Below are 25,426 nucleotides of genomic sequence, written 5' to 3'. Positions count from 1 at the left end.
CCCATTACGGCGAGGCGCTGAAGACCATGTTTGATCGCATACCTAAAGTCGCAGTCCATGTCGCACTGGCGTTCCTTGGATTCCTGACCGCCTACCAGGCGATCGTCTGGCGCTCGCCGACATGGTGGGTCAACGATCCGGCCGCCGTCCAGGTTCTGCAACTCGCCGTGATCTATGCGGGCATCGCCCTGCTGGTCGAGCTGTTCGTTCGCGTGGAGCGCTCGCCGTGGCGCTTCGTGTCCGTGCGCGATGCGCTGATCCTGTTTCGGAGCACGGCGCTGACGACGGCGATCTTCGTCGTCTTCATGTTCCTCGCCAACCGGGGTCAGGGCCTGCCGCGGTCCACGGTCGTCCTGGCGTGGGGGTTGTACCTGGGCGCGCTGGCCGCGGTCCGGCTGCTGCGCCGCTCGATATATGAAGGGGTCCTGACCACCTCGCTGGTCCCCCTGCTGAAGCGCGGGCGGGAGACCAAGGATTCGAAGACCCTTGTGGTCGTTGGCGAGGTGGAGGGCGCGGACGCTTTCCTGCGGGAGTTCGAGCGGTCGAGCCATCCTGAATTCCTCCCCCTGGGCGTGGTGACACGGTCCAAGCGCGACGCGGGAAAGCATATTCGCGGCGTGCCCGTGCTGGGTTCGGTCGAGGACTGGGAAAAGCTTCGCGAGTCACTGGGCGTGGCGCGCGCGCCGGTCGAGGCGGTGCTCTTCCTCGACGAGCCCACCGACGTGCTCCCGCCCGACGCCCTCGGGCGGCTGACTGCGGAGAACGTGACCCTGCTGCGCCGGCCCCGTATCATGGAGCTTTCCGAAAGCGAGAGCGCCGGAGCCCAAGGGCTGCGCGAGATCACCATCGAGGAGTTGCTGTCGCGACCCTCGGTCGATCTGAACATGTCGGCGGTGAAGTCGCTGGTGGCCGGCAAGCGCATCCTGGTGACCGGGGCCGGAGGCAGCATCGGCTCCGAAATCTGCCGCCAGGCCGCTGCCCTGGGCTGCTCTCACCTGACCCTTCTGGATCATTCCGAGTTCGCCCTGTTCCTGATCGACCGTGAGATCGCGGACTCCTATCCGACGCTCTCGCGCCGTGCGGTGCTCTGCAACATCCGTGACGGGCGCAAGGTGCGGGCGCATTTCGACGCCGAGCGCCCCGACATCGTCTTCCATGCCGCCGCGCTCAAACATGTTCCGCTGGTCGAGGACCATCCCGCCGAAGGCGTGCTGACCAATATCCTCGGCACCTGCAATGTCGCTGAGGCCGCGGCCGCCTGCGGCGCCGCCGACATGGTCCAGATTTCCACCGACAAGGCGGTCAGTCCCTCTAATGTCATGGGGGCGACAAAGCGCCTTGCGGAGGCTGTTGTTCGCAGCGCAGGCCGAAACAAGACCACCCGCTTCAGCGTCGTGCGCTTTGGCAACGTCCTGGCTTCAGCGGGATCGGTCGTTCCCATCTTCAAGGCCCAGATCGATCGGGGAGGGCCGATCACGGTCACCCATCCCGATGTTGAGCGCTATTTCATGACCATCCCCGAGGCCGTGCAGCTGGTGCTGCAGGCGGCCGCCCTGTCCCAGGCGCGCTCACGCGACATCCCCAGCGTGTTCGTGCTCGAGATGGGCAAGCCGGTGAGGATCCACGACCTGGCCAGGCGCATGATCGAACTGTCCGGACGGCGCGAACATGAAATCCGCATCGACATCATCGGGCTCCGGCCCGGCGAGAAGCTGTCGGAGGATCTGGTCGATGAGACCGAGACGATCATGTCCACCCACGCCGGCGTCATGGAGGTGAGCGACGGTCACGCCCACCCGGGGCTCGGCCGTGCTGACATCAGCGATCTGATCGCCGCCGCCGAGGGCGGCGACGGCGAGCGGGTCAAGACGATCGTCTTCGAAATGTTGCATGGCGTGCGCCTCGGCCACGGCAGAGTTCCGGCGGTCTGAGGCCGGGCCGCCTCTGTTTCAGGCGGCGGCGCTCGCCCGGCCGAGAACCTGCTCAAGGGCCGCACAAACGCGGTCCAGGTCCGCCGCGGTCATGCCTGAGCCGGATGGAAGGCACAGGCCTCTCTCGTAGAGGTGTTCCGCCACGCCGCAGTCGGTCCGAAGGGCCCCACGGAAGACCGGTTGCATGTGCATCGGCTTCCAGAGCGGGCGGGTTTCGATGTTGACCGCTTCCAGAGCGACGCGGACCTGTTCGGGGGTTACGCCCGCGACCGTCGGTTCGATCAGCATTACGGTGAGCCAGCGAGAGTGGCGCCGGTCAGCGGCCTCGGGGGCGAACGAGACGCCGGGCAGCCCGCCCAGGCGCGCGACATAGGTGTCGAAGATGCCGCGCCGCAGCGCCACTCGCTGTTCAATGGTCTGCAGCTGCGCCAGTCCGACGGCCGCCGACAGGTTGCTGAGCCGATAGTTGTAGCCGACCTCGGTGTGCTCATAGTGAGGGGTCGGTTGACGGGCGGCTGTCGACAGATAGCGGGCCCGGTCGGCCAGCGCCTTGTCATCCGTGACGAGCATGCCGCCGCCGGCGGAGGTGATGATCTTGTTGCCGTTGAACGAGAAAGCCGAGGCCACCCCGCCACCCGCGTGTCGGCCCTTGTAAAGGGCGCCGACGGCCTCCGCCGAGTCCATCACCAAAGGCGCCCCGCGCGCGTCGCAGATGGACTGCAGGACGTCGATATCGCACGCCTGGCCATATAGATCGGTCGGCACAACGGCCGCGATCCGCTTCCCTGCGCGTTCGGCAAGATCAAAGGCGTCTTCCAGCCCTTTGGGCGACATGCACCAATCGCCTGGATCGGCGTCCACGAAGATCGGCGCCGCACCCTGATAGTCGATGGCGGCCACGCCGCCGATGAAGGTGAGGGTAGGAGCCGCCACGAGATCGTCCCGGCCCACTCCGACAATCCGCAGAGCCAGATGGAGGGCGGCGGTGCCTGAAGACAAGGCCACGCCGTACCGGCCGCCCACATACTCCGCGAAGGCCGCCTCAAACCGCTCGATCATCGGGCCCGCCGGCGCCACATAACCTGAATCGAAGGCCTCCAGCAGCATCTCGCGCTCGCTGCCCAGCATGTGCGGCGGGGACAGGAAGATGCGTTCGTTCGTCATATGACTTGTTCCTTGTCGTTCCCGGCGCCGACAGGCGGCGCCCCCTTGAGATCGTCGACCGGCGCGAACAGCGGCATGGTGGCGTGCCCTTCGGCATTGACGGACTTGAAATGCAGGATCTTCAGGACCGTCATGAACAGTATCCGGATATCCAGCCAGAATGAGACGTTCTGAACGTACCAGATGTCGAGGTCGAACTTCTGCTCCCAACTCAAAGCGTTTCGACCATTCACCTGGGCCCATCCTGTAATGCCCGGTCGAACGTCATGGCGACGCTTCTGGTGGTCCGTATAGTGCGGCATGTATCCATAGATGAGCGGGCGGGGGCCGACGAGGCTCATCTCGCCGCGGATCACGTTGAACAGACCCGGCAACTCATCGAGGGAGAGGGCGCGAAGCTTCAGTCCGATCGGCGGCAGGCGCTGCTCGTCGGGCAACAGGTGGCCCGTTGCATCCCGAGCATTCGTCATGGTGCGGAATTTCATGACGTCGAAGGGCTCGCAACGATAGCCGCCCCGCTTCTGGCGGAAGATCGCCGGCCTCCCGAAATTGGCCAGGACCAACAGCCAGGTCAGGGCGATCACCGGGCAAAGCACGAGGATCGCCAGGCTCCCCAGGAAGAGGTCCAGCAGCCGTTTACCGTAACGCTCATACATTGGGGCGCTCGTCCGCGATGGCGGCCAGGGCCTCGTCCAGATGGCTGGCCGAGGAGACGGAGGCGACCACGGTCCGGACGCCGGGCTGGCGCAGAGCGTAGCGCAGCGCTTCTGCGGCGCTCTGGTCCTGCGACTCGAACACGCGGCCGGCGGCGAACGGACGGATCGCCAGCACGCCAAGGGGCTTGGCGGCGGCCAACGGCAGAACATGCGCCAGCTCTGTCTCGAACCGGTTCACATAGAGCGCCAGTCCGTCGCACCACCCGGCCTCGAGCGCCAGTTCGGCCACCCCCTCGGTGTAGGGGAAGCTGACCAGTCCCCCGATCACGCCGGCCGCCTTCAGATCGGTCGTCGTGGCGGCGATCAATCCGGCATCACGCCGAAAGATGGCCAGGCGTCCCGCCTCGTCCTTGAGATCATGTCGCAGCAGCCACTGGACGACATCCAGCCGCTCCAGGTCCAGGCCGCGCCTGTAAACGTCGATCCGCCGGGCGAAGTCCGCGGGATCGAACGTCGCCTCGCCGAAGTGGGGGCCGGCGACCTTGGCCGTAAATCGCACAGGCGAGACGTCGCGATCCTTGCGTACCGCGTTCCAGGCTTCGACGAAGAATGGCCAGCTCTCGTATTCGCTGGACACGTGGAACGAGGTGACCCCGCCATCCACCGCTCGCCGAATGAGGTCCGCCGCCCGGGCGACGTCTCCCAGACCATGGAGCCTCATGGTGCCGAAGGTCAGTCGGGATGGCGGCGCGGCGGGCTCAACTGAGTTCAATTTGCACCGCTGCCTTCCAGAGGAATCGCTCGGAGGGAGTGGAGGCGTCGAACCCGTCGCGACCGTGCAGGGTCTTGTCGTCCTTCCACAAAACCGCTTCGCCGGGCGAAAGCTTGACGCGTTGAATGCGGTCCTGGACATCCTCGTCGGAGGCGAGGAATTCGAACAGATGCGCCCGCAAAGCCTGCGCTTCGGGGTCGGCGGCTTCATCGACGCAGTAGAAGTTCCAGTTCAGCACGGGTTCGCCGTCCTCGTAACGCACGACGGGCTCGACCCGCCGGTCGCCTGAGCGGGCGTGGGGCATGGGCGTGCGTTCCAGCGCCTCGAGCAGATCCGGAGCCTTGCGACGAAGAATTTCAACAAGGTCCACGCCGTCGATGAAAACCGTGGCGCCGCCCTCGGCCGGCATCGCCTGGCACGCCAGGAAGCCACCGTTCGGGAAGCCCGGGATGTAGGAGCCGTCCGTATGCAGCGGCTGCGGATTGGCGGAGTGGCGGTAGGCGTCCGGCACCTCGGGATCATAGCGGACTTCAAACCAGATCTCGCCGGTGCGCTGGGCGGAACGATCATTGATCCGCGCATCCTCGGCAAGCCGTTCGGCATGGCCGACCTGGTCGAAAAAGGCCCCGTAGAAGGCCCGAAGGTCATCCGCCGGGCGCAGTCCTTTCAGGTGGATCACCTTGTTGTCGGCCCAGGTCGCCCGCACGGCGTCGGCGCAATCCTGTGGCGTGGCGTCGCTCGCCAGATCGATAACCTTGAGCATGACAATCCCCTGGAAGGCTCTTCGGCCCCCCTCTAACGCAAGAACGAGGACGGTTGAAGGAGGGCGCCGCTTATTGGGGCCGGAGCTCGCGGGCGGGTGTTCCCGCCTGGGTCGCGCCCGGGGGAACGTCGCGGACAACCGTCGCCCCTGCGCCGATCACGGCTCCCGCGCCGATGCGCACCCGGGGCAGGATCCGCGCGCCCAGGCCCACGAAAGCGCCGTCCTCAACCACCACGCCGCCGCCCAGGGCGGCGCCGGGTCCGATGTGGACGAAGTCTCCAATACGACAATCGTGCTCGACGATCGAACCCGTGTTGAGGATCACATGGGCTCCGATCCGGGCTTCCACCTGGACCATCGCGCCGAGGGCGACGAGCGTGCCGGGGCCGGGCGGGGCGGCCGCCTCATACAAGGCGCGTGCATGCACGGCGGTGATCCAGCCGGACCCTTCAAACCGACGCGCGAGGCGCTCGCGTGCGGTGTTGGCTCCGACGGCGATGATGAGGGCGAGGCCGCTGGCCGATGCGTCCGCAAGGCCGCCCAGCACCGGAGCGCCACAGACGCTCCGGCCCGAAAGCGCCGGGTCGTCGTCAAAACAGCCGACAACCTCAAACCCTGCTGACTGCAAGGCAGACACAACCACCTTGGCGTGTCCGCCGGCTCCGATCACCCCGCAGCGGCGGGGCCCTGCGGGCTGGACAAAGAAATCAGCGCTTGTCACTCCAACGCTAATAGCATGTGGCCACATTCTTCACTACAAGGTCTGCGCCAAGCGGATGGGCCGAGAGGGGATCGAAATTTATGCTTAGATTTGCGTTGGTTGGCTGCGGTCGCATCGCGAAACGCCACGCCGACCTTCTTAGCTCGGATGTTCCCGGGGCGAGCTTGGCCGCTGTCTGCGACATCGTTCCGGAGCGTGCGCGGGCCTTCGGCGAGAAGTACGGCGTCCCGTATTACACGGATATGCACGAGATGATGCGAGGAACCGAAATCGACGTGGTTTCGGTGCTGACGCCCAGCGGATCACACCCGCAGAACGTGGTCGACCTGGCCCCCTACGGCAAACACATCGTGGTCGAGAAGCCGATGGCGCTCCGCCTGGACGACGCCGACCGCATGATTGCGGCCTGCGACAAGGCCGGCGTGAAGCTGTTCGTGGTCAAGCAGAACCGTTTCAACCTGCCCGTCGTCAAACTCCGCGAGGCGCTGACAGAGGGGCGGTTCGGCAAGCTGATCCTCGGCACGATTCGTGTCCGTTGGTGCCGCGACCAGTCATACTACGACCAGGACGCATGGCGCGGCACCTGGGAGCACGATGGCGGCGTACTGACCAATCAGGCCAGCCATCACGTCGATCTCCTGGAGTGGATGATGGGCGATGTGGTCTCGGTGACGGCCAAGTCGTTGACCGCCATGGTCGACATCGAAACCGAGGACACCGCCGTCGTGATGCTGAAGTTCGCCAATGGCGCGCTCGGGCTCATTGAAGCGACGACCGCGGTGCGGCCCAAGGACCTCGAGGGATCGATCACCATCCTGGGCTCCGGAGGCTCGGTGGAAATCGGCGGCTTCGCCGTCAACCAGCTGAAGCACTGGAATTTCGTCGAGCCGCGCGAAGGGGACGAAACCGTTCAGGAGCACTATTCGGTCAATCCCCCGAACGTCTACGGTTTCGGCCACAAGGCCTACTACGAGGACGTCGTTCGCGCGATCCAGACCAGCACCGCCCACCTCGTTGATGGTCTGGCGGGGCGTCGCAGCCTCGAACTGATCAACGCGATCTATGAATCGATCGAGACCGGCCAGGAAGTCTATCTTCGCTATTCGCCGCGCCACTCGCGCCTCGGGAAGGTGACGGCTTGAGCGGGACGGAACTGCGGGAAGGTTCGCACCAGCCGGCGCTGTTGCAGTCCGGTATCCGGAACTGCACCTTCGGGGCCGGCGTGAAGATCGTCGAGCCAGCCAACGTCTATGGAGCGGATATCGGGGAGGGGACCTTCATCGGCCCCTTCGTCGAGATCCAGAAGGATGTCGTCATCGGCGCCCGCTGCAAGATCCAGTCGCATAGCTTCATCTGCGAACTGGTGACGATCGGCGATGACACGGTGATCGCCCATGGCGTCATGTTCATCAATGACCTGTTCCAGACCGGCGGCCCCGCCAACGGCGACAAGGCGCTGTGGCGCTCGACCCGCATCGGCTCAAGGGTGGCGATCGGCTCGAACGCCACCATCCTGCCGGTCGAGATCGTCGACGGCTGCGTCATCGGCGCCGGCTCCGTCGTGACCCGGGACTGCAAGGTCAAGGGGATCTATGCGGGCAACCCGGCGCGGCTCGTTCGGGCCCTAGACTGACCTCTCTACTCATTTCAGGCGAGACAATGATCCCTCTGGTAAATCTCAAGCGTCAGCACGACGAGCTGGCCTCCGAACTCCAGGCTGCCTACGACGCCGTGCTGGGCGAGACAGCCTTCATCGGCGGCTCCTATGTCGAGGCGTTTGAAAAGGCGTTCGCGACGATGCTCGACGACCCGTCGCCTGAACAGCCGCTGCAGTGCATCGGCGTGAGTTCCGGGACTTCGGCGCTGTCGCTGCTGCTGGAGGCGCTCGGCGTCGGACCGGGCGATGAGGTGATCGTCCCGACCCATACCTTCGCGGCCACGGCGGAGTCGGTCCTGCACGTCGGCGCGACCCCGGTCTTCGCCGATATCGAAACCAGTTCCTACACCCTGAGCGCCGCTTCGGTGCGTGAGCTTGTCACGCCGCGGACCAAGGCGGTCGTGCCGGTTCACATCTACGGCACGGCGGCGGACCTCGACGCCATCGCGGCCGCCCTGCCCACGGACCGCGTGGTGCATATCATCGAAGACACCGCCCAGGGCCACCTGGGCGAGTGGCGGGGCCGCAAACTGGGCGCCCAGTCGTCGGGCGGCACCTTCAGCTTCTATCCCGGGAAGAACCTGGGCGCCTGCGGTGACGCCGGAGCGGTGACGGTCCGCGATCCCAAGGTCGCAAACCTGATCCGCAAGCTGCGCGACCACGGTCGTATGTCGAAATATGAGCACGACATCGTCGGCTACAACCACCGCATGGACGGGCTTCAGGGCGCGTTCCTGTCGGCCAAGCTGCCGCATCTGCGCGCCTGGACCGAGCGCCGCCGGGCCGTGGCGCGTCGCTATGACGATGCGCTGCGTCCCAAGGGCTTCAAGACGGTCGAGCCGCTGGACGGTGCGACCAGCGTCTATCACCTGTTCGTGGTCGAGGTCGCGAACCGGGACGAGGTCCAGAAGGCCCTGCAGGCGGCCGGCGTGGCTTCAGGCGTTCACTATCCGGTGCCCCTGCATCGCCAGCCTGCATTCACCCGCTGGACCACCGCCGCGCTGCCGGAAACGGAGTCCATCGTCGACCGCATCATGAGCCTGCCCATCTGTCCCCACCTGACGGATGACGAACAGGCGCACGTGATCGAGACCTTCCTGGCCGTCGCGCGACCCTGACTTCGACGGTTTACGCCGTCCGGGAGGGCCCGCCCGGAGCATGGTCTCCGCGGCGGGCTTTCTCCAGGACCTCTTCGAGCGCGCCGGTCAGGGTGTCGAAATTGTACCGCGCGGCGACATGAGCGCGCCCGGCGGCTCCGAGGGCGGCGCGTTCCGCCGTCGTCGCAGCCGCCAGCTTCAGAATATTCTGCGCCAGGGCCGCGGCGTCGCCGCCGGGAGACGTGTAGCCTGCCCCGGCGTCCGCGACGGGGTCGTTATAGGCGCTCGATGAGAACAGGATCGGCCGGCCGGCGGCCAGATAGTCGAACAGCTTGTTCAGGGCCACCCCGCCCTCGCGGTAGAGCGGCGCGTCCTTCACGATGGCCATGCAGGCGTCGTATTCAGCCAGCCGGCTGGAGACCTCGGCCTTGGGGATTCGTCCGAAGAAGCTGACCGAACTCAGGCCGCGGGCTTCACAGTCCGCCTTCAGCCGCGCCTCCTCGGTGCCGCCCCCGATGAAGGTCAGGGAGATGTCCCGCGCCTCCGGGCGATCCTTGATCAGCGCCATGGCCTCGATCGCCGTGTCTATGCCGTACCAGAGGCCGACTGTGCCGATGTAGACGATCTGCAGACCGGCCCGATCCGGCTGCGGCCGGGGGGGACCCGCGCGCTCGAGGTCAGCCCCGTTCGAGATCCACGTGATCCGGTCGCGCCGGCCGCCATGGCGAGCGATGTGGTTGGGTGTGCCTGGCAGGAGCGTGATGATCTGCTCGGCGCCGCGATAAAGCGCCCGCTCCATCCAGGCCAGCAGGATAATCAGCGGGTGCCACGGCTTGAGCTTGCCTGTCGTGGTGATCGACGCCGGCCAGACGTCGCGAATTTCGAGCACGAAGGGTACGCGCATCCGCCGGGCCAGCAGCATCGCTCCAAAGGCGCCGAACGGATGGGGCGAACTGCCTACGATCACGTCCGGGCGAGGAAGCGCCGCAAGGTCCCGACCGCTCCAGATCCGGCGCGCCGTATCGAGCATGCCCTGCAGCCGCCGCGCGCCGTTGCCGGCATAGGAAAGACCTGGAAGCCAGAGGAACCGGACGCCGTCAATGACTTCAATCCGCGCCGCCTTCACCTCGCCAAGCGCCTCGTAAGGGGCGCCCAGATGACTGATCGACGACGCCACGAGGGTCACGTCATGATTGCGTGCGGCAAGCCGGCGGGCGAAGTCGAAGTGACGGGTGCCGGCGCCCTCGCGCGGGGGCGCGGCGGCGGGATTGATAATCCAGATGTTCATCCAGGTCCGGGCAGCAGCAGGGGAAGGGGCGATCTCGACCAAGTATCTTGGTCAGGCAGGGATGGCCCCTTATAAACCTCGCAATCTCAATCGGAACTCTTATCAGCATGACCCACCCGAGCCCGGCTCTTTCTCTTGCGAGAGAGCGCCGCCGTCCGAGACTGTCGGAGCAGCGTGTCGTGCTGTCTTTGGTCCAGCTCGCGGGCTACGCCCTGTACTGTGCAATGTGGCCCCTGATCCTCGGGTATCGCTATGATCGGGATTACGTTTTCGCCCCCTGGCCGTTGATCGCCTTCGGCCTGCTGGTGCTCGTCACCAGTCTGTTCATGCCCCGCCGGGCGGACGACCCTCGCGGAGCCTTCCTGTATCTGGCCAGCGCCTTCTATTTCCTGCCCTTCATGGCGATGGGCGCGATGGAAGCACGGCCGCTGTCCGAGGGGGTCATGTTCACCCTGTCCATGGGCGGGATCGCGCTGATCAGCCGAATTCCGATTTCTATCCGGCCCCGCCCCCTGTTCACCCTCGGCCATCTGGTGGCGCTGGCATCGGCGCTCGGCCTGGGACTGGTCCTGACCTTCATCTATTTCGTCGGCCTGTCCGTGTTCAACCTGGACATATCCCGGGTCTATGAGTTTCGGGGCGAGAGCTACGAGAGTATCCCGCTGCTCGCCCGCTATGTGCAGATGTTGTACCTGTACTTCCTGGCGCCGGTCTCATGCCTGATCGCATTCTACCGCCGCTGGTGGATTCCGGCGGGGGTTTCGCTGGTCCTGTTCGTGCTGGTGATGGGCTTCTCGAACGTGAAGTTTCCCTTCGCCCTCCTGCTGTTCCTCTTCATGTTTTACTTCGGCCGGCGAAACGGGGCGGTGTTCGTCTCCATGATGCTGCTGGGACTGACGGCGCTCCTGACGCTTCAGCAGGCCGTGTTTCTCGGACAGGAAGCGCCGTTGTACGACCTGTTGGTCCGACGCGGCGGGATCACGCGGGCGATCAACACATTCGCTCACTTTGACGTATTCACGCAGCTGCCGTTCATGTGGTGGCGCGACAGCCGTCTGACTTTCGGACTGTTCGAAAATACCTACGGGGTCACCATTCCGTACATCGTCGGCGAATATCTGGGCTTCGAAAGCCTGGCCGCCAACGCGGGCTGGGTTGCGTCCGGCTACGCCCAGGGCGGGCTCTGGGGCGTCGGCATCTATACGTTGATCGTGGGACTGGTGTTGGCGGCCGCCCAGAGTCTGCGCTCGACCGCGCCGGTCCTGGCGATCGGCTTCGGCGTCCTCGCGGGCGCCATGTTCAGCGAAGCGGACGTGACCACCGGCCTGCTTACCGGCGGTGTTCTTCCGGCTCTGTTGCTGGCCTGGTTCACAAGTGAAGTGCGCGGACCGGCGGGGGAGGCGGCGCGCATGGCCAAGACGCCTCGTCGTCTGATGCCCTGGGAGCGGCCAGCCTGACGGCTTGCCCCTTCTAGGGCGTCACTGCCCGGGGTTCGCGCGGCTCCAGAGTTCGCCGGAGCCAGCGTGTCAGGGGCCGTTCGACGATCCGCCACGTCAGCCATCCGGCGAGGGCGGTCGCGACCGTCAGAAGAATGACGTTCACGTCGACGGGCGCCCCGGTCAGGATTCCGAGCCGGCCCAGCACCAGGGCGGCTGCCGGCAGGCTGAAGACCTGGACGAGGTAGATGGAATAGGAGGCGTCTCCCAGCGTGACGAAGGCCCGGCCGAACCATCCCTTGGGTTCATACCGCAAACGACAAACGCCGTTGACGATGAGGACGGACGGAAGGCCCCAGAACACGAAGCGGGTCACGTCGTCATCCAGTCGCCCCATGGGGAAGCTGGCGGCGAGCAGAACAAGTCCGACAGCAAGGCCGGCAAGGTGCGCAGTGCGGAACCGGTTCCCGGAGGCGTGCTGAACCAGGGCGATGAAGCCGCCCAGCAGGAATTCGAGCAGAAGCCAGCTGGTCAGCATCTGGGGCCAGGGGTGGGCAAACGGTCTCATCATGCCCACAGCGACCGACCCGACGAAGAGAAGGGTGATGCCAACCACCGCAATCCGTCGGGGCAGGAACAGGAATGCGGCGAGTACGAGGTAGAAGTAGGCCTCGTAGTTCAGCGTCCAGCCGACCTGCAACAGGGGCGTGTTGAGCGACGGCGCGTATTCTACCGGAAAGAACAGGTAGGACCCTGCGATCCACAGAGGGTCGAGCGTACGCGGAACCACGAACATCGACGGGACAAACACGATCACGAGGAGCGCGACGGTGCTGAGGATCCAGTAAATCGGAGCGATCCGGATCAATCGTTTGAGCAGGAAACTCCCCGAGCGCCCCTTGCCGAAGTCATCATGGTGGACGTGGAACATGATGTAGCCGCTGATGACGAAGAACAGGTCGACGCCCGCGTTACCGCTCAGGGCGAACAGGGATGAGATCGACGGTCCGGCATCCGGCTGGGCGGCGAGCGTGCGGGTGTAGGAATGAAGCACCACGACGAACAGGGCGGCGAAGGCCCTGAGCAGCTGGATGGACTGTAGGCGATCTTTCGCCGGCGAGGCGGACAAGGCGGTCTCCTGACCCATAGCGCAGTCAGCAGCGCCCGCACGGACCGTAGAGTCCGTTCCTGCGAGGGTCCAGAGCCGTGACGGGCGGGAGGAGGGCGTCGGGGGCTGACGTCTGGCGATCCATGGGCTATCGCTCCCCAGCCTTCGACGTGAGATTTCATGCCCACCATCGTCCACCCCTTCTTCACCGAGTTTCGCACCGAGACCCGGGCGATGCGCGAGGCCCTGGCGGCGACCGAATCCGGGCGGTTCGACCGGGTCGTTTTCCTGGCCTATGGCGAGGGCGACTTCGTCCGACAGGAGACGCTGGCGCCGGGGGTCGAGGTGCGGCGCATCGCTCTGAAGACGGTCAAGGGACCCCGGATCTTCCAGCGGGCGGTCCAGTTTCTGTTCTGGACCCGCGCGGTCGGCCGATCGTCGAGCGATCTGTCACCGGCCCTGGTCCACGCCCACTCGCTCGCCTCGCTGCCGGCCAGCGTATCCCTGGCGAACCGGGCGCGCGTCCCGCTGGTCTATGACGCCCATGAGCTTGAGACAGAGCGGAACGTCTGGCCCTGGCCCGTCCGGATGATCGCGAAGAGGGTGGAAGCCGCCCTGATGCCGTCCGTCGATGCGGTCCTCAGCGTCGCCGGTCGCATTGTCGACCACTACCGGCAGAGCTACCCGTCCTCCACACGGCGTTATCTGCTCGTGAGAAACTTCCCCATGCGGCGCTGGAGGCCGGTCGATCGGCCCTCGCCCATGCGCGCCGCCCTCGGGATACCTGAGGACGACGTCGTCTTCCTCTATCTCGGCGCCCAGGGACCGAACCGCGGGGTGGAAACCATCCTGGAGGTGTTCCAGTCGGCGCCTCCCGGGCGGCATGCCGTATTCATGGGGCGCGGCCCGCTGGAAGGCCTGATCCGCGAGGCGGCGGCGAAGAGCCCCTCAATCCACCTGTTGCCGCCGGTGAAGGGCGAGGACGTTCTGACCTGGGCCGCCGGGGCGGACGTCGGGCTCGCGCTCTTCCAGGGCGACGCGCTCTCGCACTATTACGCCCTCCCCAACAAGGTGCTTGAGGCGACATCCGCCGGACTGCCGGTGATCACGAGTGACTTCCCGGAGATGCGGGACTTCCTGACCGAACACGGCGCCGGCTGGTTCGTCCAGCCGACGGCCAGCAGTCTCGAGGAACTGCTGGAGGGTCTGAGCGACGACGACATTCGCTCGCGCCGGCTGAAATCCGTTGACTCCGTTCCCTGCTGGGAAACGGAAAGCCAGCAGCTGATCGCCCTCTATGACGAGCTGCTGGCCCGATCCTAGAAGAGGTCGCGCACGGCCTGGATCACCCCGATCTCGCCCTTGCCGTAGCGGCGCATGGCCCGCATTCGCTTGCTGTTCGGATCGAACAGCCAGGCGTTGGTGGGATAGTCCGTCGCCTTGTGCTTCTCGGCCTTCATGACGCCGTCCCATTCCTCCGGGCTGAAACCCAGTTTCTTGGTCACATATTCGACGTCGATGGTGCGCTCGTCCGCCTTGTAGAGCGGCTTGTTCAATTCGGCGAAGGCCTCGTCCCGGGTCATCTGGCCGGAGGCGATCATGCTGGAGAAGTGCGCCTTGCGCTTGTCGTAGCCGAACTTGGTCGGGAGGTAGTGTTCCTGGAAGAAGCGGGTGAAGCGACTCTCGCCGTGCTTCCGCTCATACGGCTTGTAGCCGTACTCAAGCTCCATACGCTTCATGATCTCCCGCTTGTTGTACGGGCCGTAGTTCAGGATCGCCAGCGTGCGGGTCCGCACCACCATCATGTACCAGATGAACTCCAGCGCGCTGGCCATCGGGTAGGTCTTGAGCGGCGTGCCGTCTCCGAACCGCTTGTAGATTTCCTTGATGCTGCGGGCGTCGCGGGAATCGTAGCCCCAGGCCGCGGGCAGAATGGATTCGGTCTCGAGATTGGAGCCGGTGATCATCCAGCGGATCCCGCGGCTCGCCGCCTGCTTGTAGAGCAGCGCATTGATCGCGTGGTCGGTGACCACCTCGACGTTGGCGACCGATGCCTTGAAGAAGGCTCTCTGCAGAGCGCGGATTTCCTTCCAGTCGACAACGTGGGTGTAGAGATCGATGTCCAGCCGCTTGAGCAGCTGTTCGATATTGTAGACGGCGGTTTCGCTGTTCCAGCCGTTGTCCAGGTGAACAGCCAATGGACGCAGACCCAGCTCCTTGGCCAGGACAGCGGCGTAGGTGCTGTCCGCCCCGCCGCTCACCCCCATGACGCAGTCATACGGCTTGCCGCGACCGTCGGCCTTTATGCGCTCGACGATCGTCTTCAGGCGCTCGACGCCTTCGGGGCCACGAAAACACTCTTCGGCCAGACGCTTCCTGGCGCGGAGGTAGTGGTTGGATACGCCGTTCTCGTCAAAAACGATCTCCGGATCGGAGTCGTCCATGACGGTCATGGTGCAGACAGACTGGCTCATACGGACGCGGACTCCGGGACCGGGGGCGTCGCCATCGCCTGGCGAAGCTCCTCAGGGTCTGGGGTGTTGATCAGGACGCCGCGAAGGCGGCCGAAGAAGACGAACATGCTGCCGGCGGCCGCGGCGGCCGCGCCGTGGCGAACCGCGGCTTGCAGGTCGCTGACGTTGCGAGCCCCGCCTGCGGCGACCACGGGCACCTCCACCGCCTTGGCGACAGCCTCGATGAGTTCGAGGTCGTAACCATTCTCCATGCCGTCGCGGTCGATGCTCTGGAGCATGATTTCGCCGGCGCCGGCGGCTTCCGCCTGGCGGGCCCAGGCGACGGGATCGCGGCCGACGGTCTTGCGGCCGGAGTGAGTCTTGACCGCGTAGGCCGCGCCATCATGGCCGACATCCATGCTGACAACCACGCTCTGGCTGCCGTAGCGTCGGGCGGCCTCGGTGATCAGCTCGGGCGTGGAGGCGAAGGCTGAATTGACGGCGACCTTCTCGACCCCGGCCTTCAGGAGCGCCTCGAACTGCTCGATCGTGCGGACCCCGCCGCCATAGCAGAGGGGCACGAACGCCTCGCTGGCGATGTCCCGCACGAGATCCACCGCGGGAGGCCGCCCCTGTTTCGTGGCGTCGATGTCCAGCAGGACCAGTTCGTCCACCATCTTCTCGCTGAAGATCGACACGGCGTTGATGGCGTCGCCGATGTAACGGGCATGGTCGAACTGCCGCGTCTTCACCAGACTGTCGTCCCGCAGGAGCAGGACGGGGATGAAGCGGGCGTTACGCATAGACTTTTGCCTGGGCCGTTTGCATGGCGGCGAAGTTTCGCAGGAGCTGCATGCCGAACTTGTGGCTCTTCTCCGGGTGAAACTGCACGCCCATAACGTTGTTTCTGGAGTAGGCCGATACGAACTCCAGCCCGTACTCTGTGGTGCAGATATCGATCGAGGGATCGTCAGTCTCTGCGTAGTAGCTGTGCACAAAGTAGAAGCGGGACTGAGGCGGCATGTCCGCGAGCAATGGGCTCGATTTCCGCATCGTGAGCGTGTTCCAGCCCATGTGTGGAACGGGCAGCCGTTCGCCCATCCGCTCGAGGTCGAACTTCTTGAAATGGGCCGGCACCAGGCCGAGGCCCTCGGCCTCGCCCTCCTCGCTGGAGATGCCCAACATCTGCATCCCCAGGCAGATGCCGAGGACCGGCTTGCGTTTGACCAGGGCCGCCTCGCGGACGGCGTCCGCGAATCCGGTCTCGCGCATACGACGCATGCCTTCGGAGAAATGTCCCACGCCGGGCAGGATGACAGCATCGCCCTGCGCCAGTTCGGCGGGTCGATCGACGATCTCGGCGAGCACGCCTATCCGCCGCAGCATGTTGCGAACAGAGCCAACGTTACACAAGCCGATGTCTACGATGAGGATCATGCAGTTACTTCGTCAGAAATGGGGGGGGTGCGTCTGCTTCAGCGAATGGCGCGACGATGTAACACGCGGATGACGCGGCGCAACGTCGAATGGAAGGCGGGACCTGAGAATGCACGAAATCCATTGACCCCGCCTGTCTAAGTCCGGACAAGCGGCGCTTCACCAAATCGGGCTATCGAATGGCTTTCCCAGCGCGCTTGAACGCACTTCGCGCGAAGGTATTGACCGTCCTGAAGTCCAGGACGATGGGCGACAGCCTTGCGTTGGTGGGCGGGGCGCTGGCGGCGCAGGGGATGTTCTTCCTCGCCGCGCCGCTGATCACGCGGCTGTTCCGTCCGTCGGATCTCGGCCTTCTTGCGACCACCATGTCCCTGGTCCTGCTGGGCCGTCAGTTGGCGACGCTCAACTATCACCAGGCGATCCCGGTGGTGCCGGGCGATCGAACGGCGCGTCGCCTGGCGACGTTGACCCTGACGACCTCGGTCGGCTTCGCCATCATGGCGGCGCTGTTGCTCGGCGCCGGCGCCGCCCTGCCCCTGCAGGGCCCTTTTGGCGAGTGGCTGGACCTCATGTGGTGGGTGGCGCCCCTCATGCTGCTGGCCATCTGCATCAATGACGTGCTGTCATATTCGGTGACCCGGAGCGGACCGATCCGCTCCCTCGGGGAGGCGCGCCTGGGGCAGGGCGCCGCCTATGTCGGCGGTCAGGTGATCGCCGGCCTTCTCCTGCCCGTGGCCAGCCTGTTGTGTCTGGCCTACGCCGCCGGGTTCGCGGTTTCCAACAGCTGGCTGGTCTTCCGGCGCCACGGCAGGCCCATACTCGCCCGCAGCAGCCCGGGGCGGCTGTGGGCCCTTGCGCGCCGCTTCCACCGGTATCCGCGCTACATCATGCCATCCAATCTTATGGCCCAGGCAGGAACGGAGCTGCCATCGCTCCTGATCGCCAGCCTGTACGGACTGCGCGAAGCCGGGCTGTTCTTCCTGACGGTCCGCATCATCGGCCTGTTCAACCAGATGCTGGGCGAGAGTGCGACCTGGATCACCTATGCCCGGATGGCCGAGTTGGCCCGGTCCGATCCCGGCGCCTTGCGGCGGTTCACCTTCCGCTTCGCCGGGCTTGGCGTCTTTGTGGGCGGGCCCTTGGTCATCGCCCTGGCTGCGGTCGCGGCCTGGCTCGCGCCATATCTGTTGGGGCCGGAGTACCGCGAGGTGCGCTGGATCATCTTGCTGGTCAGCTTCTCGTTGCCTTTCCAGATCTTTCTCCTGCCGTTCGCGGCGCTCAACATTCTGGGCGCCGAGGCCCTGCAGATGAAGACGCTGATCGGACGGTTGGCGCTCATCGGCGCCTGCGTCGCCCTTCCGGCTGTGTTGGGCCTGTCTTTTGTCTGGGTGGTGGCCGGCTACGGCCTGGGCATGTCGCTGGCGTTCATCCTGGTCTTCTATGTTTGGACCAGAGCGTTGCCAAAACCCGACCCGCAAACGGCGGGAGCCGCCGCGGGGCGGTAGTGCGGGGCGGCGGCGCGGCAGGAGTATTGTGATGAGGATTTCTCGGCGGAGTCTTGTTGCAGCGGGCGCTCTGCTGCTGTCGCCCACCGCAGCCCGCTGCGCCCCCGCGCAAGGCAGCGTGATCTTCCCGGTCGAGCTGTTCACCGACCTGCCGCAAACCCGGGTGCCGGCCGGCGTTCCGGGCGTGCGCACCACAGGCCACCATCGGCGCGGTCCGGGGGCGGCCTTCTATCGCCGGGTCGAATCCGGTCCGGCCACGCCGTGGCGCGCCCGCTCTGCGGATGGTCAATGGTTCGAGCTGGATGAACCCGAGATCCTGGCCGGTCATCTCGGCGCCGTGGGCTATCCGGTCGCATCGGCGGTGCGGGCCGGACAGGATTATCGACCCTCCGAGGCGACCGGCGACGCGGCCGAAGAACACGTCGAACTTCAGACATGGCTGGAAGCCGCGGCCGCTCTCGGCCGCCCGGCGCGGCTTGATCCCGGTCGCGCATTTCGGGTGGGCGCGGGCCTGAAAGCCCCCGCGGGCTCCGTCATTCTGGGCGACGGATCCGCTCTCGCCACGACGGCCGCGATCGACGTTCTTGGCCTGGGCGACCGCTGTACGGTGCGGGGACTTCTGATCGTCGGAGCGGGTTCCGCCTTCCGGGCGGGCGGCCGCGGCGTCATCTGCTGGGGTCGTGAGGGGCGACCTGGTTCGGACCCGATCCGACTGGCGGGGCCGGTTCTCGAGGACATCCAGATCCGGGGCGTCGGCCGGGAAGCCGTAAGTTGCCGCTACACCACCGGCGGGCTGCTCGCCCGCTGTCATATCCACGGCGTGGGATACATCGGCAGCGAGGCTCTGAGCGCCGATGATCTTTGGCTCGAGGACTGCCTCATCGAGACCCTCGGCGGGGAAGACGAGTCGGGCGAGGAGAACGCCTATGGGGCGACCTGGACCCGCAACACGCACATCGCCGATCTGAAGGCCGCGCCGCCCTCCCGCGGAGGCGGCGCGAAACGGTGTGTCATTCGCGACATCCCGACCTGGCACGGGCTCGACGCCCACGGAGCCGACGGCGTCCACTGGGCCGGGAACCGGATCGAGAACTGTCGGCGCGCGGCGGTCCTGACGCATGGCGCTCATTGCTCGTCCCGCAACTGTCGCGTCGAAGGCGTCCGGGCCGTCAACCGGTTCCCATTGTCTGACCGCAACAGGAACGGGACCGAGAAACGGGAACTCGCCTTTGCCGATATCGGGCTGTCCAGGCGGAATCCGGCCCGGGGGAATGTCTGGCTCGATAACGAGTGCGTTGGCTACGGTGCGCGCAACATCAACATGCCCGCGATCCTGCTGAGCAACACGGTCGACGTGACCTGGCGCAACAATCGGGAGATCGACAGCGTCCGGCCCGGCATCCGCGTCGAGGAGTCCGTGATTATGCAGGACAGCGACATAGCTGCGGTGTCGACGGGGTGACGTTCCCGGAGGTCATGGATTGCCTAAGGGCGGTCCTGCGGATAGCAGATCGACAAGCCTGCGGTCCGCTTGGGGGAGCCTGGCGGCTGGAGGGTGCTCGCCGATGAGGTTCACGGTTCTCGATTCGTGGCGAGGCATCTGCGCCCTGTGGGTTGCGATCTACCACTTCCGCATCGTCAGCAATCTGCATGCCGTCGACCTGTTTCGCCACGGCAGTCTCGCTGTCGAGTTCTTCTTTGTTCTGAGCGGCTTTGTCCTGACATGCGCTTACGGCGACCGCATAGCCGGCATGCGGGATCGGGTGCGCTTCATGATCCGCAGGTTTGGTCGCCTCTATCCGCTCCACCTGGTGACCCTGCTCGGCGTGATCGCCCTGGAGTGCGGGCGTTGGATGGTCTCTCACCAGCTTGGACGCGAGGTCGGGGGGGCGTTGTTTGTCGGGCCCACGGACCCGGCGGCGCTGCTCCCAAATCTCCTGCTTGTTCATGGAACCGGGATTCTCCCCGATTTCACATGGAATGTTCCCAGCTGGAGCATAAGCGTGGAGTTCGTCCTGTGCGGCGTCTTCCTGTGCGCCCTCGCCCTGCCGGCGCGTACGGCGGCGCTGGCCGGGTTCATGCTCGCGGGTCTGGGGGGCTATCTGTATACCCGCTACGGGATTGCGGATCAGAGCGAGAGCACAACCGCCCTTGCCCGGGGGGTCTATTCGTTCTTCCTCGGCGGGCTTGTGTTCAAGCTTTACAACGGATGGCGGACCAGAGGCCAAACCCCTCCGGGATGGCTTGAGTGGCTGGCCGTGCCGATATTCGTCGTCGTGTCGTGGCTGGACCACACGCCCGCTCCGGCGCTCCTGTTTGCTGTATTGATCTTTGTGTTCGCTTTCGAGAACGGCCCGATATCGAGGGTGATGCGAACGCCCAGACTGATAAAACTGGGGGAGATTTCCTACTCGATCTACCTTGTCCACTACCTGATTGTGCTCGTTTCTTTTGGCCTCGCCTCGGTCGCCGGACGGGTCGTGGATATAGACGGGTCTCCCTGGATGGACCTGGGAACCAGGGTCGGCGGTGATCTTCTGACGGTCGCCTACTGTGGGCTCATCGTCGGCGTTTCCCTGCTGACCTTCCGATGGATCGAGAGCCCGGGCCGTGATTTCTTCAACGGCATATCTCGCAGGATTTGAGCCCGCCTGACCGCGTCGCGTCGTCCTCACTGTATCAATCCAAGGTTGCAGGGGGCGCGTTCACTGCGAGTTGAACCGGCGACGCTTGTCGTTTCGCGAAGCCCCGTTAGGGTGATGGCCTGAAAATTTTGTCGGTTGGGCCCTGGCTATGTTTGATTCCTTCTCGCGGAGCTTTGGCTCGACCTCGTCACGCCTTGTCGAGAGCGATCGCTCCGGCACGGCGGATCCGACCCTTGATCCGTCGTTCGGCGCCATCGCCAGCTATCAGATCTGCGGCTGCTGCGGGGGGTTCCACGCCGTGACCGACGGAACGGACGGCGGCGGCCAGGGGCTGATCCTGAACGCTGACGACCGCGGCGTGTTCGGTCCGAACGGCAAGCCGTCGCTCGATCCGATCGACGCCGGAGCCCAGATCACCCGGTCAAATCTCAGCTGGGCCCCGGGGCTCGGTCAGGCGGCGGTGGTGACCTTCGCCTTCCGCGACACCTTCGTGACCTCGCTCCCCGCGGATACGTCGGGCCACACCAGCTTCAGCGCCGCCCAGATCAGCGCCACGCTGCTGGCGCTGGCCGCCTGGTCCGAGGTCGCCAACATCACCTTCCAGCGCGTCACCGACGGCGGCACCGAATACTCCGAAAACGCCACCATACTGTTCGGCAACTACAGCTCGGGACAGTCCGGAGCGGCGGCCTTCGCCTACCTGCCGGGCTCCACGGCCGCCGGCGCTGTCCAGGGCGATGTCTGGATCAACAACTCGCTGTCCTACAACGCCACTCCGGTGATGCAGGGCTACGGCCAGCAGGTCCTGCTCCACGAGATCGGGCATGCCATCGGGTTGAGCCACCCGGCGGCCTACAACGCCAGCGCCGACGGGGTCATCACCTATGCCGGCAACGCGACCTATTTCGAGGATTCGCGCCAGTACACCGTGATGAGCTACTTCAGCGAGCGGGAGACCGGCGCCGACTTCCGGAGCGGCGGCGCCAACCGCTACTCTGCGGTGCCGCTGCTGGACGACATCGCCGCGGCCCAGCGCCTGTACGGCGCCAATACGACCACCCGCACCGGCGACACGGTCTACGGCTTCAACTCCAACGCCGGGCAGCCCTGGTTCAGCGCCACCAGCAGCTCGAGCGCCCTGATCTTCGCCGTCTGGGACGCGGGCGGGACGGACACCTTCAACTTCTCCGGCTACAGCGTCGCCCAGACCATCGACCTGCGGCAGGGGGCCTTCTCCAGCGTCGGCGGCCTGATCGGAAACGTCGCCATCGCCATCGGCGTGGTGATCGAAAACGTCGTCGGCGGCACGGGAGTCGACAGCATCCGCGGCAACTCGGCGTCCAACGTGATCACCGGCAACGGGGGCAACGACGAGATCGACGGCGGCCTGGGCTCTGACACGGTGGTCTTCTCGGGCGCCCGTTCCAGCTACACCATCACGTGGAACGGCCAGGTCGGCACGGTGACGGGCCTGGGCGCCACGGTCACGGTCAGCAATGTCGAGTTCCTGCAGTTCTCGGACACGACCATCGCGGCGGCTCCGACGGGCGGTCTGCTGGTCGGCGGCGACATCACCAACGAGACCATCAACGGCACCGCATTCGGCGACACCATCGGCGGCCTCGGCGGCAATGACACCATTCACGGCATGGCCGGCGCGGACACCCTCGACGGCGGGTCCGGCGACGACGTGCTCAACGGAGGGGACAACGACGATCTGCTGATCGGCGGGCGGGGCGACGACGCGCTGAACGGCGGGGCCGGCCATGACGTCGCCGACTACGCCGGCGCCGGCGCGGGGGTCACCGTCAATCTTGCGACCGGGCTCGCCAGCGGAGGAGCCGGGACGGACACCCTGTCCGGCATCGAGGAGCTGCGCGGCACCGCCTACGCCGACACCCTCACCGGCGACGGCGCCGCCAATGTCCTCCGCGGCGGCGGCGGCATCGACACCCTGAACGGCGGCGGCGGGGCCGATCAGCTGTTCGCCGGAACGCCTGGAGAAGGCGGCGGCGCGCCGGATATCATCAAGCCGTCGGGCACGGCCAACGACTCGATCGCGAACGCGGTCTCCCTGGCGGGCGGCTTCGACCTCGGCACGCGCGCTGATGTGGCCAATTCCACCACCATCCCCCACGCCACGGTCGTGGCGACCAGCCATGGCGGCATGGAATACTACGCCGTGACCGTGGCCGCCGGTGAGACGGTCGTCTTCGATATCGACAACGCCACCTTCGACAGCGTCCTTCGGATTTACGACGCGGGGAACGTGCTACTGGTCCAGAACGACGATTCCGCCTCCGATGGCGGCCCGGCGACGGATTCCGGTCTCAGCTACACCTTCGCGGCGGCGGGCACCTATTACATCCAGGTTTCGCAGTGGCAGTCGGGGTCTGACGGCACGCTGGTCACGACCGCTCCCCCGGCCGGAGGCACGTACACCCTCCACGTCTCCGTGCCGAGCGCGCCTGTGGTCGCCCTCGACTTCCTCGGTGCGACCATGAACGGAGAGGCCGGGGCGGACATCCTCACCGGCGGGGTTGGCCGCGACGCCCTCAACGGCGGCGCGGATGACGACCTGCTGAACGGCGGGGCCGAGAACGACGCCATCGACGGCGGGGCCGGAGCCGACACGGCGGTCTTCAGCGGCAATCGCGCGGCCTATACGATCAGCACCAATTCGGGCGTCACCACGGTGACCGGTCCCGACGGAGCCGACAGCCTGACCAATGTCGAGCGCCTGCAGTTCGCCGACGGCCTGTACGACATCACCGGCGCCCCGTTGGATACGACCATTGACGGCACGCAGAACGCGGACGACCTGAACGGGACGACCGGCGCCGACACGATCAACGGGTTTGGTGGTGATGACGTCATCAGGGGCGGTCTGGGCAATGACACGCTCGACGGCGGCGCGGGGACGGACACCGCCGTCTTCTCCGGAACCATCGGGGCCTCGACCATCTCGACCGTGGGCGGCGTCACCACTGTGACCGGCCCGGACGGGACCGACAGCGTGTCCAATGTCGAACGTCTCCGCTTCGAGGACGGAACGCTGATCGTCGGCGCCAGCGGAGGGCAATATTACGCCGGCACCGCCAATGCGGATGTGATCACCGGCACTGCGTACAATGACGAGATCTTCGGCAATGGCGGCAACGACATCATCGACGGCGCCGGCGGCGTCGACCAGATGTGGGGCGGCGCGGGCGACGATCGCTACAATGTCGACCATGTGAACGACGTCGTGACCGAAGCCGCGGGCGAAGGCTACGACCGGATCCTGGCCGCGACCAGCTACACCCTGCTGGGCGCGTCCGAGATCGAGTGGCTGTCGACCAGCTTCACGGCCGGGGTCGAGACGATCTCGCTGGGCGGCAACGCCCTCAACAACCTGATCGAGGGCAACGACGGTCAGAACCTGCTGGAAGGCCACGCCGGCAATGACACCCTGGTCGGCAACGGCGGCAACGACTACCTCGACGGCGGCCTCGGCGCTGACCAGATGTCGGGCGGGCTGGGCGACGATTTCTACCGCGTCGACAACATCAACGACTTCGCCGACGAGGGCGCGGGGGAGGGCTACGACCGGATCCTGGCCTCGACCAGCTACACCCTGCTGGGCGCGTCCGAGATCGAGTGGCTGTCGACCAGCTTCACGGCCGGGGTCGAGACGATCTCGCTGGGCGGCAACGCCCTCAACAACCTGATCGAGGGCAACAACGGCCAGAACCTGCTGGAGGGCCACGCCGGCAATGACACCCTGGTCGGCAACGGCGGCAACGACTACCTCGACGGCGGCTTGGGCGTCGACCAGATGTCGGGCGGGCTGGGCGACGATTCCTACCGTGTCGACAACATCAACGACTTCGCCGACGAAGGCGCGGGCGAGGGCTACGACCGGATTCTGGCCTCGACCAGCTACACCCTGCTGGGCGCTTCCGAGATCGAGTGGCTGTCGACCAGCTTCACGGCTGGCGTCGACGCCATCGATCTGACCGGCAACGCGCTGGATAATCTGATCGAAGGCAACAACGGCGTGAACCGTCTCGACGGCGGAGCGGGCGATGACGAGCTGTTGGGCTATGCCGGCGACGACGTTCTGATCGGCGGCGGCGGTAACGACCGGATCGACGGCGGCGACGGGTTTGACACCCTGCAGCTCACCGGTCTCGCGGCGGATTACACAATCGTCGCCCAGAACGGCGGATACCGGATCACCGACAATGTGGCGGGACGGGATGGGGTCATCCTCATGACCACCGTCGAAAGCATCCGCTTCGGGGATGGTTCGACCCTGCCGATGGCGGCGCCGGTCGCACCCGAAAAGGCCGGGGCCGACGCCCTTGTTCTGCCGGGGGCGGGCGGGGACGCCAAGGCCGCGGAGGCCGGCCCGCAGGTCCTGCCGACGGTTGTCGACGACACCCCGCAGATCCTGCCGGTTCTCGGCGACGCCAAGGGTTCGCAGGATGGAACCCCTGTGTCGCCGGGCGAGGGCGACGTTCCCCTGGTGATCCCGGGCCCGGACGACTTCCTGTTCGAGCAATACGACGAGACCCCGCTGGTCTTGCCGGACGAGTCGGACAGCTTCCAGTGGAACCCCGACGGGGACCTCTTTGAGCGGCCGGTCATCGACCTCGCCGTCATGGACGGGGCGCACAGTCTGCACCTGCTCCCGTCCGACGAACCGGCGGACACGGTGCGTCCGCATGATCCCTGGGCCTGATCAGGCGTCCGGGCGTGAGATTGTCGCCGCGCCGGCGGCAGTCTCACGGGGTCATGTTCATCCCGGC

The 25,426-nt window shown here is 65.9% G+C and carries 20 protein-coding genes; 10 read left to right on the top strand and 10 right to left on the bottom strand.

Going from position 1 to position 25,426, the window contains the following annotated elements:
* Positions 1 to 26: 26 nt before the first annotated feature.
* A complete protein-coding gene (locus tag V6M45_RS02935) occupies positions 27 to 1,931 on the top strand; it encodes a nucleoside-diphosphate sugar epimerase/dehydratase (protein WP_332653889.1) in 1,905 nt (634 codons plus the stop codon).
* Between the two features lie 18 nt (positions 1,932 to 1,949).
* Here V6M45_RS02935 and V6M45_RS02930 read toward each other — a convergent pair whose 3' ends face one another.
* From V6M45_RS02930 to V6M45_RS02910, 5 genes are all read right to left on the bottom strand, one after another.
* A complete protein-coding gene (locus V6M45_RS02930) occupies positions 1,950 to 3,095 on the bottom strand; it encodes an aminotransferase class I/II-fold pyridoxal phosphate-dependent enzyme (protein WP_332653887.1) in 1,146 nt (381 codons plus the stop codon).
* Positions 3,092 to 3,751, bottom strand: coding sequence for a sugar transferase (locus tag V6M45_RS02925; RefSeq protein ID WP_332653886.1), 660 nt, complete (start codon positions 3,749 to 3,751; stop codon positions 3,092 to 3,094). Before V6M45_RS02925 ends, V6M45_RS02930 begins: the two co-directional genes overlap by 4 nt.
* Positions 3,744 to 4,472, bottom strand: coding sequence for a hypothetical protein (locus V6M45_RS02920; RefSeq protein ID WP_332653885.1), 729 nt, complete (start codon positions 4,470 to 4,472; stop codon positions 3,744 to 3,746). Before V6M45_RS02920 ends, V6M45_RS02925 begins: the two co-directional genes overlap by 8 nt.
* 37 nt (positions 4,473 to 4,509) lie before the next feature.
* The gene (locus V6M45_RS02915; RefSeq protein ID WP_332653884.1) at positions 4,510 to 5,286 is read right to left on the bottom strand and encodes a TauD/TfdA family dioxygenase; all 777 of its coding nucleotides are present in this window, start codon (positions 5,284 to 5,286) and stop codon (positions 4,510 to 4,512) included.
* 70 nt (positions 5,287 to 5,356) lie between these two features.
* Complete coding sequence (locus tag V6M45_RS02910; protein ID WP_332653882.1) at positions 5,357 to 6,034, bottom strand: acetyltransferase; 678 nt, start codon at positions 6,032 to 6,034, stop codon at positions 5,357 to 5,359.
* A gap of 53 nt (positions 6,035 to 6,087) precedes the next feature.
* Between V6M45_RS02910 and V6M45_RS02905 the strand changes: the two genes are divergently transcribed.
* The 3 genes from V6M45_RS02905 to V6M45_RS02895 are packed head-to-tail and all read left to right on the top strand — an operon-like array spanning position 6,088 to position 8,782.
* Positions 6,088 to 7,149 (top strand): Gfo/Idh/MocA family protein, encoded by a 1,062-nt coding sequence (locus V6M45_RS02905; protein ID WP_332653881.1) that lies wholly within the window; start codon positions 6,088 to 6,090, stop codon positions 7,147 to 7,149.
* Complete coding sequence (locus V6M45_RS02900) at positions 7,146 to 7,640, top strand: acyltransferase (RefSeq protein WP_332653879.1); 495 nt, start codon at positions 7,146 to 7,148, stop codon at positions 7,638 to 7,640. Before V6M45_RS02905 ends, V6M45_RS02900 begins: the two co-directional genes overlap by 4 nt.
* Positions 7,641 to 7,666: 26 nt before the next feature.
* Entirely contained in the window at positions 7,667 to 8,782 is a 1,116-nt protein-coding gene (locus V6M45_RS02895) for a DegT/DnrJ/EryC1/StrS family aminotransferase (RefSeq protein WP_332653878.1), read from the top strand.
* Positions 8,783 to 8,792: 10 nt separating this feature from the next.
* Here V6M45_RS02895 and V6M45_RS02890 read toward each other — a convergent pair whose 3' ends face one another.
* Complete coding sequence (locus tag V6M45_RS02890) at positions 8,793 to 10,049, bottom strand: glycosyltransferase family 4 protein (RefSeq protein ID WP_332653877.1); 1,257 nt, start codon at positions 10,047 to 10,049, stop codon at positions 8,793 to 8,795.
* Between the two features lie 179 nt (positions 10,050 to 10,228).
* On the opposite strand from V6M45_RS02890, the gene V6M45_RS02885 reads away from it, so the two are divergent.
* Positions 10,229 to 11,506, top strand: a complete 1,278-nt coding sequence (locus V6M45_RS02885) for a hypothetical protein (protein WP_332653876.1) — start codon at positions 10,229 to 10,231, stop codon at positions 11,504 to 11,506.
* Positions 11,507 to 11,519: 13 nt separating this feature from the next.
* Here the strand turns inward: V6M45_RS02885 and V6M45_RS02880 are convergent, their stop codons facing one another.
* Positions 11,520 to 12,614: an acyltransferase family protein gene (locus V6M45_RS02880; protein ID WP_332653874.1), complete on the bottom strand. Its 1,095-nt coding sequence runs from the start codon at positions 12,612 to 12,614 to the stop codon at positions 11,520 to 11,522.
* 159 nt (positions 12,615 to 12,773) lie between these two features.
* On the opposite strand from V6M45_RS02880, the gene V6M45_RS02875 reads away from it, so the two are divergent.
* Entirely contained in the window at positions 12,774 to 13,916 is a 1,143-nt protein-coding gene (locus V6M45_RS02875; RefSeq protein ID WP_332653873.1) for a glycosyltransferase, read from the top strand.
* Here V6M45_RS02875 and V6M45_RS02870 read toward each other — a convergent pair.
* From V6M45_RS02870 to hisH, 3 genes are read right to left on the bottom strand one after another with little or no spacing between them, the layout of a single operon-like run.
* Positions 13,913 to 15,067, bottom strand: a complete 1,155-nt coding sequence (locus V6M45_RS02870) for an N-acetyl sugar amidotransferase (RefSeq protein ID WP_332653872.1) — start codon at positions 15,065 to 15,067, stop codon at positions 13,913 to 13,915. The two genes, V6M45_RS02875 and V6M45_RS02870, sit on opposite strands and share 4 nt — an antisense overlap.
* Positions 15,064 to 15,849 carry an AglZ/HisF2 family acetamidino modification protein gene (locus V6M45_RS02865; protein ID WP_332653871.1) on the bottom strand — a complete coding sequence of 262 codons (786 nt, stop codon included), beginning with the start codon at positions 15,847 to 15,849 and terminating at the stop codon, positions 15,064 to 15,066. Before V6M45_RS02865 ends, V6M45_RS02870 begins: the two co-directional genes overlap by 4 nt.
* Positions 15,842 to 16,483 carry an imidazole glycerol phosphate synthase subunit HisH gene (gene hisH, locus V6M45_RS02860; protein ID WP_332653870.1) on the bottom strand — a complete coding sequence of 214 codons (642 nt, stop codon included), beginning with the start codon at positions 16,481 to 16,483 and terminating at the stop codon, positions 15,842 to 15,844. The genes V6M45_RS02865 and hisH overlap by 8 nt, the downstream gene beginning before the upstream one ends.
* A gap of 245 nt (positions 16,484 to 16,728) precedes the next feature.
* Here hisH and V6M45_RS02855 point away from each other — a divergent pair, with 245 nt between their 5' ends.
* From V6M45_RS02855 to V6M45_RS02840, 4 genes are all read left to right on the top strand, one after another.
* Positions 16,729 to 17,988, top strand: coding sequence for a lipopolysaccharide biosynthesis protein (locus tag V6M45_RS02855; protein WP_332653869.1), 1,260 nt, complete (start codon positions 16,729 to 16,731; stop codon positions 17,986 to 17,988).
* A gap of 31 nt (positions 17,989 to 18,019) precedes the next feature.
* Positions 18,020 to 19,450 carry a hypothetical protein gene (locus tag V6M45_RS02850; RefSeq protein ID WP_332653868.1) on the top strand — a complete coding sequence of 477 codons (1,431 nt, stop codon included), beginning with the start codon at positions 18,020 to 18,022 and terminating at the stop codon, positions 19,448 to 19,450.
* Positions 19,451 to 19,553: 103 nt separating this feature from the next.
* Positions 19,554 to 20,633: an acyltransferase family protein gene (locus V6M45_RS02845; RefSeq protein ID WP_332653866.1), complete on the top strand. Its 1,080-nt coding sequence runs from the start codon at positions 19,554 to 19,556 to the stop codon at positions 20,631 to 20,633.
* A gap of 148 nt (positions 20,634 to 20,781) precedes the next feature.
* Positions 20,782 to 25,359: a M10 family metallopeptidase C-terminal domain-containing protein gene (locus tag V6M45_RS02840; RefSeq protein ID WP_332653864.1), complete on the top strand. Its 4,578-nt coding sequence runs from the start codon at positions 20,782 to 20,784 to the stop codon at positions 25,357 to 25,359.
* The last annotated feature ends 67 nt before the right edge of the window (positions 25,360 to 25,426 follow it).

Source organism: Brevundimonas sp. (assembly GCF_036676055.1).
Classification (GTDB): Bacteria; Pseudomonadota; Alphaproteobacteria; order Caulobacterales; family Caulobacteraceae; genus Brevundimonas.
This window is presented reverse-complemented; position numbering and strand designations above follow the sequence as displayed.